We start from the raw sequence: 15,100 nt of genomic DNA on the forward strand, positions 1-15,100 counted from the left end.
GGTTTATGTTCTTCAAAATAAATAAACAAAATCATTCATAAATTTACACATCACTTAAATTCTCCTGTTTCCGCACTTTTTTCTTTATTTTTTAAGCAACTGGAAGTTAATCCACTGCAATCTATTGTTATATTGAATCAAATCAATGAAAATAGATGTTGTCACATCAGTGATATTTTATTTTTGTATGATATTTAATGTAATTGACTGATAGCCACATCACTCCGTGTGTGGTTATCTTTTTATCTATTGGGCTAATTTTGACCGATTGAGGTTTCCTATAGGTATTCATTCAAATATATCTCAGTTAGGAGTACTACTATTGTGAGTAAACGTCGTTATCTTACCGGTAAAGAAGTTCAGGCCATGATGCAGGCGGTTTGTTACGGGGCAACGGGAGCCAGAGATTATTGTCTTATTCTGTTGGCATATCGGCATGGGATGCGTATTAGTGAACTGCTTGATCTGCATTATCAGGATCTTGACCTTAATGAAGGTCGAATAAATATTCGCCGACTGAAGAACGTATTTTCTACCGTTCACCCGTTACGTTTTGATGAGCGTGAAGCCGTGGAACGCTGGACCCAGGAACGTGCTAACTGGAAAGGCGCTGACCGGACCGACGCTATATTTATTTCTCGCCGCGGGAGTCGGCTTTCTCGCCAGCAGGCCTATCGCATTATTCGCGATGCCGGTATTGAAGCTGGAACCGTAACGCAGACTCATCCTCATATGTTAAGGCATGCTTGTGGTTATGAACTGGCGGAGCGTGGTGCCGATACCCGTTTAATTCAGGATTATCTCGGGCATCGAAATATTCGCCATACTGTACGTTATACCGCCAGTAATGCTGCTCGTTTTGCCGGACTATGGGAAAGAAATAATCTCATAAACGAAAAATTAAAAAGAGAAGAGGTTTGATTTAACTCATTGATAATAAAGTTAAAAAACAAATAAATACAAGACAATTGGGGCCAAACTGTCCATATCATAAATAAGTTACGTATTTTTTCTCAAGCATAAAAATATTAAAAAACGACAAAAAGCATCTAACTGTTTGATATGTAAATTATTTCTCTTGTAAATTAATTTCACATCACCTCCGCTATATGTAAAGCTAACGTTTCTGTGGCTCGACGCATCTTCCTCATTCTTCTCTCCAAAAACCACCTCATGCAATATAAAAATCTATAAATAAAGATAACAATAGAATATTAAGCCAACAAATAAACTGAAAAAGTTTGTGCGCGATGCTTTCCTCTATGAGTCAAAATGGCCCCAAATGTTTCATCTTTTGGGGGAAAACTGTGCAGTGTTGGCAGTCAAACTCGTTGACAAAACAAAGTGTACAGAACGACTGCCCATGTCGATTTAGAAATAGTTTTTTTAAAGGAAAGCAGCATGAAAATTAAAACTCTGGCAATCGTTGTTCTGTCGGCTCTGTCCCTCAGTTCCGCAGCGGCTCTGGCCGATACTACGACGGTAAATGGTGGGACCGTTCACTTTAAAGGGGAAGTTGTTAACGCCGCTTGCGCAGTTGATGCAGGCTCTGTTGATCAAACCGTTCAGTTGGGACAGGTTCGTACCGCATCGCTGGCACAAGAAGGAGCAACCAGTTCTGCTGTCGGTTTTAACATTCAACTGAACGATTGTGACACTACTGTTGCAGACAAAGCAGCTATTGCCTTCCTTGGTACCGCAATTGATGGCACTCATCCTAACGTATTAGCTTTGCAGAGTTCAGCTGCGGGTAGCGCAACAAAAGTTGGTGTGCAGATCCTGGACAGAACGGGCGCTGCGCTGGCGCTGGACGGTGCGACATTTAGTGCACAAACAACCCTGAATAACGGAACCAACACCATTCCGTTCCAGGCGCGTTATTTTGCAACCGGTGCCGCAACCCCTGGCGCAGCTAATGCGGATGCGACCTTCAAGGTTCAGTATCAATAACCTACCCAGGTTCAGGGACGTCATTACGGGCAGGGATGCCCACCCTTGTGCGATAAAAATAACGATGAAAAGGAAGAGATTATTTCTATTAGCGTCGTTGCTGCCAATGTTTGCTCTGGCCGGAAATAAATGGAATACCACGCTGCCCGGCGGAAATATGAAATTTCAGGGCGTCATTATTGCGGAAACTTGCCGGATTGAAGCCGGTGATAAACAAATGACGGTCAATATGGGGCAAATCAGCAGTAACCGGTTTCATGCGGTAGGGGAAGATAGCGCACCGGTGCCTTTTGTTATTCATTTACGGGAATGTAGCACGGTGGTGAGTGAACGTGTAGGTGTGGCGTTTCACGGTGTCGCGGATGGTAAAAATCCGGATGTGCTTTCCGTGGGAGAGGGGCCAGGGATAGCCACCAATATTGGCGTAGCGTTGTTTGATGATGAAGGAAACCTCGTACCGATTAATCGTCCTCCAGCAAACTGGAAACGGCTTTACTCAGGCTCTACTTCGCTACATTTCATCGCCAAATATCGTGCTACCGGGCGTCGGGTTACTGGCGGCATCGCCAATGCCCAGGCCTGGTTCTCTTTAACCTATCAGTAATTGTTCAGCAGATAATGTGATAACAGGAACAGGACAGTGAGTAATAAAAACGTCAATGTAAGGAAATCGCAGGAAATAACATTCTGCTTGCTGGCAGGTATCCTGATGTTCATGGCAATGATGGTTGCCGGACGCGCTGAAGCAGGAGTGGCCTTAGGTGCGACTCGCGTAATTTATCCGGCAGGGCAAAAACAAGTGCAACTTGCCGTGACAAATAATGATGAAAATAGTACCTATTTAATTCAATCATGGGTGGAAAATGCCGATGGTGTAAAGGATGGTCGTTTTATCGTGACGCCTCCTCTGTTTGCGATGAAGGGAAAAAGAGAGAATACCTTGCGTATTCTTGATGCAACAAATAACCAATTGCCACAGGATCGGGAAAGTTTATTCTGGATGAATGTTAAAGCGATTCCGTCAATGGATAAATCAAAATTGACTGAGAATACGCTACAGCTCGCAATTATCAGCCGCATTAAACTGTACTATCGTCCGGCTAAATTAGCGTTGCCACCCGATCAGGCCGCAGAAAAATTAAGATTTCGTCGTAGCGCGAATTCCCTGACGCTGATTAACCCGACACCCTATTACCTGACGGTAACAGAGTTGAATGCCGGAACCCGGGTTCTTGAAAATGCATTGGTGCCTCCAATGGGCGAAAGCACGGTTAAATTGCCTTCTGATGCAGGAAGCAATATTACTTACCGAACAATAAATGATTATGGCGCACTTACCCCCAAAATGACGGGCGTAATGGAATAACGCAGGGGGAATTTTTCGCCTGAATAAAAAGAATTGACTGCCGGGTGATTTTAAACCGGAGGAATAATGTCATATCTGAATTTAAGACTTTACCAGCGAAACACACAATGCTTGCATATTCGTAAGCATCGTTTGGCTGGTTTTTTTGTCCGGCTCTTTGTTGCCTGTGCTTTTGCCGCACAGGCACCTTTGTCATCTGCCGAACTCTATTTTAACCCGCGTTTTTTAGCGGATGATCCCCAGGCTGTGGCTGATTTATCGCGTTTTGAAAATGGGCAAGAATTACCGCCAGGGACGTATCGTGTCGATATCTATTTGAATAATGGTTATATGGCAACGCGTGATGTCACATTTAATACGGGCGACAGTGAACAAGGGATTGTTCCCTGCCTGACACGCGCGCAGCTTGCCAGTATGGGGCTGAATACGGCTTCTGTCTCCGGTATGAATCTGCTGGCGGATGATGCCTGCGTGCCATTAACCTCAATGATCCATGACGCTACTGCGCATTTAGATGTTGGTCAGCAGCGACTCAACCTGACGATCCCTCAGGCATTTATGAGTAATCGCGCGCGTGGTTATATTCCTCCTGAGTTATGGGATCCCGGTATTAATGCCGGATTGCTCAATTATAATTTCAGCGGAAATAGTGTACAGAATCGGATTGGGGGTAACAGCCATTATGCATATTTAAACCTACAGAGTGGGTTAAATATTGGTGCGTGGCGTTTACGCGACAATACCACCTGGAGTTATAACAGTAGCGACAGATCATCAGGTAGCAAAAATAAATGGCAGCATATCAATACCTGGCTTGAGCGAGACATAATACCGTTACGTTCCCGGCTGACGCTGGGTGATGGTTATACTCAGGGCGATATTTTCGATGGTATTAACTTTCGCGGCGTACAATTGGCCTCAGATGACAATATGTTACCCGATAGCCAAAGAGGATTTGCCCCGGTGATCCACGGTATTGCTCGTGGTACTGCACAGGTCACTATTAAACAAAATGGGTATGACATTTATAATAGTACGGTGCCACCGGGGCCTTTTACCATCAACGATATCTATGCCGCAGGTAATAGTGGTGACTTGCAGGTAACGATCAAAGAGGCTGACGGCAGCACGCAGATTTTTACCGTACCCTATTCGTCAGTCCCGCTTTTGCAACGTGAAGGGCATACTCGTTATTCCATTACGGCAGGAGAATACCGTAGTGGAAATGCGCAGCAGGAAAAACCCCGCTTTTTCCAGAGTACATTACTCCACGGCCTTCCGGCTGGCTGGACAATATATGGTGGAACGCAACTGGCGGATCGTTATCGTGCTTTTAATTTCGGTATCGGGAAAAACATGGGGGCACTGGGCGCTCTGTCTGTGGATATGACGCAGGCTAATTCCACACTTCCCGATGACAGTCAGCATGACGGACAATCGGTGCGTTTTCTCTATAACAAATCGCTCAATGAGTCAGGCACGAATATTCAGTTAGTGGGTTACCGTTATTCGACCAGCGGATATTTTAATTTCGCTGATACAACATACAGTCGAATGAATGGCTACAACATCGAAACACAGGACGGAGTTATTCAGGTTAAGCCGAAATTCACCGACTATTACAACCTCGCTTATAACAAACGCGGGAAATTACAACTCACCGTTACTCAGCAACTCGGGCGCTCATCAACACTGTATTTGAGTGGTAGCCATCAAACTTATTGGGGAACGAGTAATGTCGATGAGCAATTCCAGGCTGGATTAAATACTGCGTTCGAAGATATCAACTGGACGCTCAGCTATAGCCTGACGAAAAACGCCTGGCAAAAAGGACGTGATCAGATGTTAGCGCTTAACGTCAATATTCCTTTCAGCCACTGGCTGCGTTCTGACAGTAAATCTCAGTGGCGACATGCCAGTGCCAGCTACAGCATGTCACACGATCTCAACGGTCGAATGACCAATCTGGCTGGTGTATACGGTACGTTGCTGGAAGACAACAACCTCAGCTATAGCGTGCAAACCGGCTATGCCGGGGGAGGCGATGGTAATAGCGGAAGCACAGGCTACGCCACGCTGAATTATCGCGGTGGTTACGGCAATGCCAATATCGGTTACAGCCATAGTGATGATATTAAGCAGCTCTATTACGGAGTCAGCGGTGGGGTACTGGCTCATGCCAATGGCGTAACGCTGGGGCAGCCGTTAAACGATACGGTGGTGCTTGTTAAAGCGCCTGGCGCAAAAGATGCAAAAGTCGAAAACCAGACGGGGGTGCGTACCGACTGGCGTGGTTATGCCGTGCTGCCTTATGCCACTGAATATCGGGAAAATAGAGTGGCGCTGGATACCAATACCCTGGCTGATAACGTCGATTTAGATAACGCGGTTGCTAACGTTGTTCCCACTCGTGGGGCGATCGTGCGAGCAGAGTTTAAAGCGCGCGTTGGGATAAAACTGCTCATGACGCTGACCCACAATAATAAGCCGCTGCCGTTTGGGGCGATGGTGACATCAGAGAGTAGCCAGAGTAGCGGCATTGTTGCGGATAATGGTCAGGTTTACCTCAGCGGAATGCCTTTAGCGGGAAAAGTTCAGGTGAAATGGGGAGAAGAGGAAAATGCTCACTGTGTCGCCAATTATCAACTGCCACCAGAGAGTCAGCAGCAGTTATTAACCCAGCTATCAGCTGAATGTCGTTAAGGGGGCGTGATGAGAAACAAACCTTTTTATCTTCTGTGCGCTTTTTTGTGGCTGGCGGTGAGTCACGCTTTGGCTGCGGATAGCACGATTACTATCCGCGGCTATGTCAGGGATAACGGCTGTAGTGTGGCCGCTGAATCAACCAATTTTACTGTTGATCTGATGGAAAACGCGGCGAAGCAATTTAACAACATTGGCGCGACGACTCCTGTTGTTCCATTTCGTATTTTGCTGTCACCCTGTGGTAATGCCGTTTCTGCCGTAAAAGTTGGGTTTACCGGCGTTGCAGATAGCCACAATGCCAATCTGCTTGCACTTGAAAATACGGTGTCAGCGGCTTCGGGACTGGGAATACAGCTTCTGAATGAGCAGCAAAATCAAATACCCCTTAATGCTCCATCGTCCGCGCTTTCGTGGACGACCCTGACGCCGGGTAAACCAAATACGCTGAATTTTTACGCCCGGCTAATGGCGACACAGGTGCCTGTCACTGCAGGGCATATCAATGCCACGGCTACCTTCACTCTTGAATATCAGTAACTGGAGATGCTCATGAAATGGTGCAAACGTGGGTATGTATTGGCGGCAATATTGGCGCTCGCAAGTGCGACGATACAGGCAGCCGATGTCACCATCACGGTGAACGGTAAGGTCGTCGCCAAACCGTGCACAGTTTCCACCACCAATGCCACGGTTGATCTCGGCGATCTTTATTCTTTCAGTCTGATGTCTGCCGGGGCGGCATCGGCCTGGCATGATGTTGCGCTTGAGTTGACTAATTGTCCGGTGGGAACGTCGAGGGTCACTGCCAGCTTCAGCGGGGCAGCCGACAGTACCGGATATTATAAAAACCAGGGGACCGCGCAAAACATCCAGTTAGAGCTACAGGATGACAGTGGCAACACATTGAATACTGGCGCAACCAAAACAGTTCAGGTGGATGATTCCTCACAATCAGCGCACTTCCCGTTACAGGTCAGAGCATTGACAGTAAATGGCGGAGCCACTCAGGGAACCATTCAGGCAGTGATTAGCATCACCTATACCTACAGCTGAACCCGAAGAGATGATTGTAATGAAACGAGTTATTACCCTGTTTGCTGTACTGCTGATGGGCTGGTCGGTAAATGCCTGGTCATTCGCCTGTAAAACCGCCAATGGTACAGCTATCCCTATTGGCGGTGGCAGCGCTAATGTTTATGTAAACCTTGCGCCTGCCGTGAATGTGGGGCAAAACCTGGTCGTAGATCTTTCGACGCAAATCTTTTGCCATAACGATTATCCGGAAACCATTACAGACTATGTCACACTGCAACGAGGCTCGGCTTATGGCGGCGTGTTATCTAATTTTTCCGGGACCGTAAAATATAGTGGCAGTAGCTATCCATTTCCGACCACCAGCGAAACGCCGCGCGTTGTTTATAATTCGAGAACGGATAAGCCGTGGCCGGTGGCGCTTTATTTGACGCCTGTGAGCAGTGCGGGCGGGGTGGCAATTAAAGCTGGCTCATTAATTGCCGTGCTTATTTTGCGACAGACCAACAACTATAACAGCGATGATTTCCAGTTTGTGTGGAATATTTACGCCAATAATGATGTGGTGGTGCCTACTGGCGGCTGTGATGTTTCTGCTCGTGATGTCACCGTTACTCTGCCGGACTACCCTGGTTCAGTGCCGATTCCTCTTACCGTTTATTGTGCGAAAAGCCAAAACCTGGGGTATTACCTCTCCGGCACAACCGCAGATGCGGGCAACTCGATTTTCACCAATACCGCGTCGTTTTCACCTGCACAGGGCGTCGGCGTACAGTTGACGCGCAACGGTACGATTATTCCAGCGAATAACACGGTATCGTTAGGAGCAGTAGGGACTTCGGCGGTAAGTCTGGGATTAACGGCAAATTATGCACGTACCGGAGGGCAGGTGACTGCAGGGAATGTGCAATCGATTATTGGCGTGACTTTTGTTTATCAATAAAGAAATCACAGGGCATTGCTAATGCTGGTACCTGAGGCGCTACGCTATCAGACCTACAAAACCTGCACGTTAGCCCTTTGTAGGCCAGATAAGACGCGTCAACGTCGCATCTGGCATAAACAAAGCGCACTTTGCTGGTCTGTTCCCCTCACCCTAACCCTCTCCCCGGAGGGGCGAGGGGACTGGCCGGGCACATTTTTAGACTTTGTCATCAGTCAGAGCCTGCCAATGGCAGGCTCTGGTGTTCTTTTACGCTACCACGCTAATAATCAGCACAATAATCAGCCCAACCACGGAGTTGACCAGCTCCAGCAGACCCCAGGTTTTCAACGTGTCTTTTACTGACAGGTCAAAGTAACCTTTGAACAACCAGAAAGATGCATCGTTAATGTGGGTGAGGGTGTTGGAACCCGCAGCCGTCGCCAGCACCAGCAGCGCCGGATTCACGCCAACCAGCTGACCAGTTGCTGGATCTAGGATTGCAGCACTGATAATCCCGGCGGCGGTCATCGCCGAAACGACACCCTGACCCGTCGCCAGACGAATTAGCACAGTGATCAGCCATGCCATGATGTAGGGCGAGATATTGCCGTGGGACATCAACATGCCGATGGTGTCGCCAATGCCGGTGTCGATGATGGTCTGCTTCAGCACGCCACCCGCACCGATGATCAGAATCACCATTGCAATACTCTTCACCGCGCTTTCAAAAGCGTTCATCACCCACTGCATGTCATGACCACGTGCGGTGCCAAAGAGTACGAATGCAACCACCATCGCAATAAACATTGCAATCGGCGAGGAACCGATAAAGTTAACCACTTCCCAGGCAGGGGTATCTTTTACCAGCCAGATATTGGCGATGGTGGTAGAGATCATAATGATCGCCGGGATCAGCGGCACCAGAATCGAAACGCCGAAAGAGGGCAGATTATTCATATCTACCGGTTGATCTGCTTTCAGGAATGATGGCGTTGGGCGCTCAAGATTGCCGAGGAACTTCGGCAGGATCAGACCTGCGCAGATTACACTTGGGATCGTCACCAGTACGCCATAGATATAAACCATCCCCATATCCGCGCCATAAGCATTCACCAGCGCCACCGGACCCGGCTGCGGTGGGAACAGTGAATGTGCGGTAGTGGCAGCTGCTACTGCCGGGATCGCCAGTTTCAGGAACGGAATTTTAGCTTCGGCGGCAATAACAATAACCAGCGGCGCTAACATGATAAAGGCCACTTCATAGAACATCGCCAGACCGAAAATCAAGCCGATGATAATCACCGACAGCTGTACATAGCGCAGACCGAGACGCGCCAGCAGCGTATGCGCTATCTGGTGAGCCGCGCCGGAGTCGACCATCAATTTACCGATGACCGCACCGAACACCACGATGATAGCCAGTTCCCCCAGCGTGTTGCCGAAGCCCGCTTTCATAGTGTGCAGCAGCGACATCAAATCCATGCCCGCCAGCATCCCGACGGACAGCGCCGCCACCAACAAAGCCACCATTGAATTGATTTTGAACTTCAAATTCAGTACCAGCATCAGGCCGATACCGAATACTACCCAGAGAATGTTAAGCACATGCATAACGTTTTACCTTACCTGGTTGAACCGTTGTTATTTTGGGCGACATGTTATGTAAATTGGTCAACCATTGTTGCGATGAATGTCACATCCTCTGATCAATAACCATCGATAACCTTTTGCTGCAATTTGCAGCAACAACCAGGAGAGTGAAATTCTTGTGATGTGGTTAACCAATTTCAGAATTCGGGTTGACATGTCTTACCAAAAGGTAGAACTTATACGCCATCTCATCCGATGCAACGCCACGGCTGCGGTCTGGTTGTTCATCCGGATACCTAAACAACTCCAGGGTTCCGCGTCTCTTTGCTGTGGAACCCACTATGTGAAAGAGGAAAAATCATGGAACAGACCTGGCGCTGGTACGGCCCAAACGATCCGGTTTCTTTAGCTGATGTCCGTCAGGCGGGCGCAACTGGCGTGGTTACCGCGCTGCACCATATCCCGAACGGCGAAGTATGGTCCGTAGAAGAGATCCTCAAACGCAAGGCGATCGTTGAAGACGCAGGCCTGGTGTGGTCTGTCGTAGAAAGCGTACCAATTCACGAAGATATCAAAACCCACACTGGCAACTATGAGCAGTGGATCGCTAACTATCAGCAGACTCTGCGCAACCTGGCGCAGTGCGGCATTCGCACCGTGTGCTACAACTTCATGCCGGTGCTCGACTGGACCCGTACTGACCTCGAATACGTGCTGCCAGACGGCTCCAAAGCTCTGCGCTTCGACCAGATCGAATTCGCTGCATTCGAAATGCATATCCTGAAACGTCCAGGCGCGGAAGCGGATTACACCGAAGAAGAAATTGCTCAGGCTGCTGTTCGCTTCGCCACTATGAGCGATGAAGACAAAGCGCGTCTGACGCGTAACATCATTGCCGGTCTGCCGGGCGCGGAAGAAGGGTATACCCTCGACCAGTTCCGTAAGCACCTGGAGCTGTACAAAGATATCGATAAAGCGAAGCTGCGCGAAAACTTTGCCGTCTTCCTGAAAGCGATTATTCCAGTTGCTGAAGAAGTTGGCGTGCGTATGGCGGTTCACCCGGACGATCCGCCGCGCCCGATCCTCGGCCTGCCGCGCATTGTTTCCACCATTGAAGATATGCAGTGGATGGTTGATACCGTAAACAGCATGGCGAACGGTTTCACCATGTGCACCGGTTCCTACGGCGTGCGTGCTGACAACGATCTGGTTGATATGATCAAGCAGTTCGGTCCGCGTATTTACTTCACCCATCTGCGCTCCACCATGCGTGAAGATAACCCGAAAACCTTCCACGAAGCGGCGCACCTGAACGGTGACGTTGATATGTACGAAGTGGTGAAAGCGATTGTTGAAGAAGAACACCGTCGTAAAGCGGAAGGCAAAGAAGACCTGATCCCGATGCGTCCGGACCACGGTCATCAGATGCTGGACGACCTGAAGAAGAAAACCAACCCAGGTTACTCCGCAATTGGTCGTCTGAAAGGCCTGGCCGAAGTTCGCGGTGTCGAACTGGCGATCCAGCGCGCTTTCTTTAGCCGTTAATATCCACCGGCATGGCTGCGCGCCGTGCCGGTTCCTTCTTCCTTGCCGTCACTCTCTGAAGACGGATTCTGGAGTTTACGATGACTACTATTGTTGACAGCAATCTGCCGGTTGCCCGCCCGTCATGGGATCATTCTCGTCTGGAATCACGCATTGTGCATCTCGGTTGCGGGGCGTTTCACCGCGCGCACCAGGCGCTGTATACCCATCATCTGCTGGAAAGCACCGACAGCGACTGGGGCATCTGCGAAGTTAACCTGATGCCAGGCAACGACCGCGTGCTGATCGAAAACCTGAAAAAACAGCAACTGCTGTACACCGTAGCGGAAAAAGGCGCAGAAAGCACCGAGCTGAAAATTATCGGTTCGATGAAAGAAGCGCTGCATCCGGAAATCGACGGCTGCGAAGGTATTCTCAACGCGATGGCGCGTCCGCAAACGGCGATTGTCTCTCTAACGGTCACGGAAAAAGGCTACTGCGCTGATGCGGCAAGCGGTCAACTGGATCTCAATAACCCGCTGATCAAGCACGATCTAGAAAACCCGACTGCGCCGAAGTCCGCGATTGGTTACATCGTCGAAGCCTTGCGTCTGCGTCGTGAAAAAGGGTTGAAAGCGTTTACGGTGATGTCCTGCGATAACGTGCGTGAAAACGGTCATGTGGCGAAGGTCGCGGTACTGGGGCTGGCTCAGGCGCGTGACCCGCAGCTGGCGGCATGGATTGAAGAAAATGTCACCTTCCCGTGCACCATGGTTGACCGCATCGTTCCAGCGGCGACGCCAGAAACCTTACAGGAAATTGCTGACCAGCTGGGTGTTTACGACCCGTGCGCCATTGCCTGCGAACCGTTCCGTCAGTGGGTGATTGAAGATAACTTCGTTAATGGTCGCCCGGACTGGGATAAAGTGGGCGCACAGTTCGTTGCAGACGTTGTGCCGTTCGAAATGATGAAGCTGCGTATGCTGAACGGCAGCCACTCTTTCCTGGCGTACCTCGGTTACCTCGGCGGCTATGAAACTATTGCCGACACCATGACTAACCCGGATTATCGCAAAGCGGCCTTTGCCCTGATGATGCAGGAACAAGCGCCAACGCTGTCGATGCCGGAAGGTACGGACCTGAACGCCTATGCGACGCTGCTGATCGAGCGTTTCAGCAACCCATCTCTGCGTCACCGTACCTGGCAGATTGCAATGGACGGCAGCCAGAAGTTACCGCAGCGTCTGCTGGACCCGGTGCGTCTGCACCTGCAAAACGGCGGCAGCTGGCGTCACCTGGCGCTGGGCGTGGCTGGCTGGATGCGTTACACCCAGGGCGTGGATGAGCAGGGTAATGCCATTGACGTGGTCGACCCGATGCTGGCCGAGTTCCAGAAGATTAACGCGCAGTATCAGGGCGCAGACCGCGTGAAAGCGCTGCTGGGCCTGAGCGGTATTTTTGCCGATGATCTGCCGCAGAATGCCGACTTTGTTGGCGCGGTGACTGCGGCATATCAGCAGCTGTGCGAACGCGGTGCGCGCGAGTGTGTGGCTGCGCTGTAACTAACTGATTACCCTACAGACTTACTGGTCAATCAAACTGGTATTTGGTTGACCAGTTTTCGTTTTTTTGCCCACCTGTACGTGCCAACTTCCAGTGCTAATGGTATAGTTTGAGATTAACGGGGGCCGTAAAATTGCCCGTTGTAGGCCGGATAAGGCGTTCACGCCGCATCCGGCAAAAATTTGATTAACCGCACCTAACGGACACAACACCATGAAATCTGCCACCTCTGCGCAAAGACCTTACCAGGAAGTCGGGGCGATGATCCGCGATCTGATCATAAAGACGCCGTACAACCCTGGCGAACGGCTGCCGCCGGAGCGTGAAATTGCAGAAATGCTTGATGTCACGCGGACGGTGGTACGTGAAGCGCTGATCATGCTGGAGATCAAAGGGCTGGTGGAAGTGCGCCGGGGTGCCGGTATCTATGTTCTTGATAGCTCAGGCAGCCACAACACAGACAGTCCGGATGCCAACGTCTGCAATGATGCGGGTCCTTTTGAGCTGTTACAGGCGCGTCAGTTACTGGAAAGTAACATCGCCGAGTTTGCCGCCCTGCAGGCTACCCGCGAAGATATCGTCAAAATGCGTCAGGCATTGCAACTGGAAGAGCGTGAACTGGCTTCCAGTGCGCCGGGCAGCAGCGAAAGCGGTGACATGCAGTTCCATCTCGCTATTGCCGAAGCAACGCATAACAGCATGCTGGTGGAGCTGTTCCGTCAGTCCTGGCAGTGGCGGGAAAACAACCCAATGTGGATCCAGTTGCACAGCCATCTGGATGACAGCCTGTATCGCAAAGAGTGGTTGGGCGATCACAAACAGATCCTCGCCGCGTTAATCAAAAAAGATGCCCGAGCGGCGAAGCTGGCAATGTGGCAGCATCTGGAAAACGTTAAGCAACGTCTGCTGGAATTCTCGAACGTTGACGATATTTATTTTGACGGCTATCTGTTTGATTCATGGCCGCTGGATAAAGTCGACGCCTGACTTATTATAATAAGCGCAAGGGTAAACGTTCCTTGCGCTTTCTTAAATTAAGAAGTCGCAATGAGTATTACTTTGTAAATTGCAGGGTATTGTTTAAATATCTGTATAACCTGAATATTAGTACTCATTCTTCTCAGTGGCTATTTACCAATATAATTCCATTCACCATTTTTTAATTCAAACAGTTCTGGAAGAGATGACGGTTGCAGAGTCATGCGTTTGAGTGGCGCATCTTCATCACCGGGGATAACGTTATATCCCATTTTTGCATGGATCTCCGCGGTACCGGGATAGGCTTCTATACCAATTATTGGGTCATTTCCCATTCCAATATTAGCATTAAGTAATGCGGCAAGGGCGAATCCGGAAGAATTTGCTACCCCTGAGACAGTTATTATCTGATCAATATAGATATCAATTCTTGGCTGCTCATTGGTCCATCTTTTTGCCTGAGAAACTGGAAGGGTTGAAATATATCCTATCGTGGTTCCGGCGTAACCTGGAACATTGCAACCAGGGCCTAATGTTATTTCATGAACTGTATAGTCCTCAACAGGATCGAAAGGGCTCTTCATAAATAAATTTAGCCGTAAACCTTCTGCTAATTCTGTAGCAGCATGCGCCTTTTTACATATACCACCATATATTTCGTCTAAAGCTGAGGTGATTTTCAAGTTTCGATAGAGCATACGTCCTGTTGTTGTAATACCATCGGATTCTCTGCATGCTTCTGTCACATAATTAAATGGCCAGGACTCTTTACTAATATCAAGTTTTCTAATTTCGACAACGCTTTTTCCATCGTAATTATGGTTATTGCCACGAGCAAGAGGCAGAAGATAGATATTTTCCGTATCCAGGCGAGCTCGTTCATATTTACGTGTTAACTCATTGTCGACTTTTGGATGATGAAGGAAGTGATTATTTATATAGAATTGGTTATTAGCGGCATTGCTTAATGGCATAGACATAATAGTTACCTTTTATGAGTATTTCACTGATGTTTAGAAAAATAGATAAATTTTTCTGTAGTAAAAGAGAAGTAAACAAATGACATGCATGTTTCTGTTGTAGTGATATCAACTCTACACGGTGATATTAAAGGCTAGGAAACACTCTAAAGTATCAAAAAACGCTCATTTGAAATTATTTTCATGCAATTAAAAAGCATATCTTATTACTAATTGGAATTTGATGTTGCTATATTGATGTCTATATTAATAATGCCTGTGAATGGTATTTTTGATGTATTTGATATGTTATCAATTTATATTATTTACAAACTAATTGTTTCAAATAATACATGGCTGATTATGCGGAAATAAATAATTTCCCACCGGAATTAAGTAGCAGCGGTGACAAGTATTTTCATCTACGTAACTATTCGGAATATTCAGAATATACTAGCGGTTTTTTTTTGAGTTTGATGATTTTTATCAAATCATGACTTTTTTCCT

Annotated in this window: 14 protein-coding genes; 12 read left to right on the forward strand and 2 right to left on the reverse strand. The window is 48.4% G+C overall.

The window, feature by feature from the left end; all coding sequences use genetic code 11:
• The first annotated feature begins 324 nt into the window (after window positions 1-324).
• From fimE to fimH, 8 genes are all read left to right on the forward strand, one after another.
• A complete protein-coding gene (gene fimE / locus QZF50_RS08245) occupies window positions 325-921 on the forward strand; it encodes a type 1 fimbria switch DNA invertase FimE (RefSeq protein ID WP_290376799.1) in 597 nt (198 codons plus the stop codon).
• A gap of 480 nt (window positions 922-1,401) precedes the next feature.
• Window positions 1,402-1,950, forward strand: a complete 549-nt coding sequence (gene fimA / locus QZF50_RS08250; RefSeq protein WP_000695535.1) for a type 1 fimbrial major subunit FimA — start codon at window positions 1,402-1,404, stop codon at window positions 1,948-1,950.
• Between the two features lie 64 nt (window positions 1,951-2,014).
• Window positions 2,015-2,554, forward strand: coding sequence for a fimbrial protein (locus QZF50_RS08255; RefSeq protein WP_000824092.1), 540 nt, complete (start codon window positions 2,015-2,017; stop codon window positions 2,552-2,554).
• Between the two features lie 36 nt (window positions 2,555-2,590).
• On the forward strand, window positions 2,591-3,316 hold the full coding sequence (gene fimC, locus QZF50_RS08260; protein ID WP_000066573.1) for a type 1 fimbria chaperone FimC: 726 nt from the start codon (window positions 2,591-2,593) through the stop codon (window positions 3,314-3,316).
• A gap of 66 nt (window positions 3,317-3,382) precedes the next feature.
• Window positions 3,383-6,019 carry a fimbrial usher FimD gene (fimD, locus tag QZF50_RS08265; protein WP_000120943.1) on the forward strand — a complete coding sequence of 879 codons (2,637 nt, stop codon included), beginning with the start codon at window positions 3,383-3,385 and terminating at the stop codon, window positions 6,017-6,019.
• A 9-nt stretch (window positions 6,020-6,028) separates the two neighbouring features.
• Window positions 6,029-6,559 carry a type 1 fimbria minor subunit FimF gene (gene fimF, locus QZF50_RS08270; RefSeq protein ID WP_001244827.1) on the forward strand — a complete coding sequence of 177 codons (531 nt, stop codon included), beginning with the start codon at window positions 6,029-6,031 and terminating at the stop codon, window positions 6,557-6,559.
• Between the two features lie 72 nt (window positions 6,560-6,631).
• Complete coding sequence (locus QZF50_RS08275) at window positions 6,632-7,075, forward strand: fimbrial protein (RefSeq protein ID WP_077897989.1); 444 nt, start codon at window positions 6,632-6,634, stop codon at window positions 7,073-7,075.
• Between the two features lie 19 nt (window positions 7,076-7,094).
• Window positions 7,095-7,997: a type 1 fimbria D-mannose specific adhesin FimH gene (gene fimH / locus QZF50_RS08280; RefSeq protein WP_000832227.1), complete on the forward strand. Its 903-nt coding sequence runs from the start codon at window positions 7,095-7,097 to the stop codon at window positions 7,995-7,997.
• Window positions 7,998-8,246: 249 nt separating this feature from the next.
• Here fimH and gntP read toward each other — a convergent pair whose 3' ends face one another.
• Entirely contained in the window at window positions 8,247-9,590 is a 1,344-nt protein-coding gene (gene gntP, locus QZF50_RS08285) for a gluconate permease GntP (protein ID WP_000558253.1), read from the reverse strand.
• 339 nt (window positions 9,591-9,929) lie between these two features.
• Between gntP and uxuA the strand changes: the two genes are divergently transcribed.
• The 3 genes from uxuA (at window position 9,930) to uxuR (ending at window position 13,643) form a co-directional block, all read left to right on the forward strand.
• Window positions 9,930-11,114 carry a mannonate dehydratase gene (gene uxuA / locus QZF50_RS08290; RefSeq protein ID WP_000438591.1) on the forward strand — a complete coding sequence of 395 codons (1,185 nt, stop codon included), beginning with the start codon at window positions 9,930-9,932 and terminating at the stop codon, window positions 11,112-11,114.
• An 80-nt stretch (window positions 11,115-11,194) separates the two neighbouring features.
• Window positions 11,195-12,655 carry a fructuronate reductase gene (locus tag QZF50_RS08295; RefSeq protein WP_000208194.1) on the forward strand — a complete coding sequence of 487 codons (1,461 nt, stop codon included), beginning with the start codon at window positions 11,195-11,197 and terminating at the stop codon, window positions 12,653-12,655.
• A 214-nt stretch (window positions 12,656-12,869) separates the two neighbouring features.
• The gene (gene uxuR, locus QZF50_RS08300; RefSeq protein WP_000833686.1) at window positions 12,870-13,643 is read left to right on the forward strand and encodes a Uxu operon transcriptional regulator; all 774 of its coding nucleotides are present in this window, start codon (window positions 12,870-12,872) and stop codon (window positions 13,641-13,643) included.
• A gap of 140 nt (window positions 13,644-13,783) precedes the next feature.
• Here the strand turns inward: uxuR and QZF50_RS08305 are convergent, their stop codons facing one another.
• Window positions 13,784-14,614: a DUF2686 family protein gene (locus QZF50_RS08305; protein WP_000062541.1), complete on the reverse strand. Its 831-nt coding sequence runs from the start codon at window positions 14,612-14,614 to the stop codon at window positions 13,784-13,786.
• A 332-nt stretch (window positions 14,615-14,946) separates the two neighbouring features.
• Between QZF50_RS08305 and ytiD the strand changes: the two genes are divergently transcribed.
• On the forward strand, window positions 14,947-15,090 hold the full coding sequence (gene ytiD / locus QZF50_RS08310; RefSeq protein ID WP_001301448.1) for a protein YtiD: 144 nt from the start codon (window positions 14,947-14,949) through the stop codon (window positions 15,088-15,090).
• Window positions 15,091-15,100 lie beyond the last annotated feature (10 nt).

The sequence above is a fragment of the uncultured Escherichia sp. genome, from assembly GCF_948475835.1.
Lineage (GTDB): Bacteria > Pseudomonadota > Gammaproteobacteria > Enterobacterales > Enterobacteriaceae > ECMA0423.

Coding starts and splice junctions, on each gene's coding strand:
- QZF50_RS08295 (WP_000208194.1), top strand. CDS start 11,195: ATGACTACTATTGTTGACAGCAATCTGCCGGTTGCCCGCCCGTCATGG.
- QZF50_RS08255 (WP_000824092.1), top strand. CDS start 2,015: ATGAAAAGGAAGAGATTATTTCTATTAGCGTCGTTGCTGCCAATGTTT.
- ytiD (WP_001301448.1), top strand. CDS start 14,947: ATGGCTGATTATGCGGAAATAAATAATTTCCCACCGGAATTAAGTAGC.
- fimA (WP_000695535.1), top strand. CDS start 1,402: ATGAAAATTAAAACTCTGGCAATCGTTGTTCTGTCGGCTCTGTCCCTC.
- uxuA (WP_000438591.1), top strand. CDS start 9,930: ATGGAACAGACCTGGCGCTGGTACGGCCCAAACGATCCGGTTTCTTTA.
- fimD (WP_000120943.1), top strand. CDS start 3,383: ATGTCATATCTGAATTTAAGACTTTACCAGCGAAACACACAATGCTTG.
- uxuR (WP_000833686.1), top strand. CDS start 12,870: ATGAAATCTGCCACCTCTGCGCAAAGACCTTACCAGGAAGTCGGGGCG.
- QZF50_RS08305 (WP_000062541.1), bottom strand. CDS start 14,614: ATGTCTATGCCATTAAGCAATGCCGCTAATAACCAATTCTATATAAAT.
- fimH (WP_000832227.1), top strand. CDS start 7,095: ATGAAACGAGTTATTACCCTGTTTGCTGTACTGCTGATGGGCTGGTCG.
- gntP (WP_000558253.1), bottom strand. CDS start 9,590: ATGCATGTGCTTAACATTCTCTGGGTAGTATTCGGTATCGGCCTGATG.
- fimF (WP_001244827.1), top strand. CDS start 6,029: ATGAGAAACAAACCTTTTTATCTTCTGTGCGCTTTTTTGTGGCTGGCG.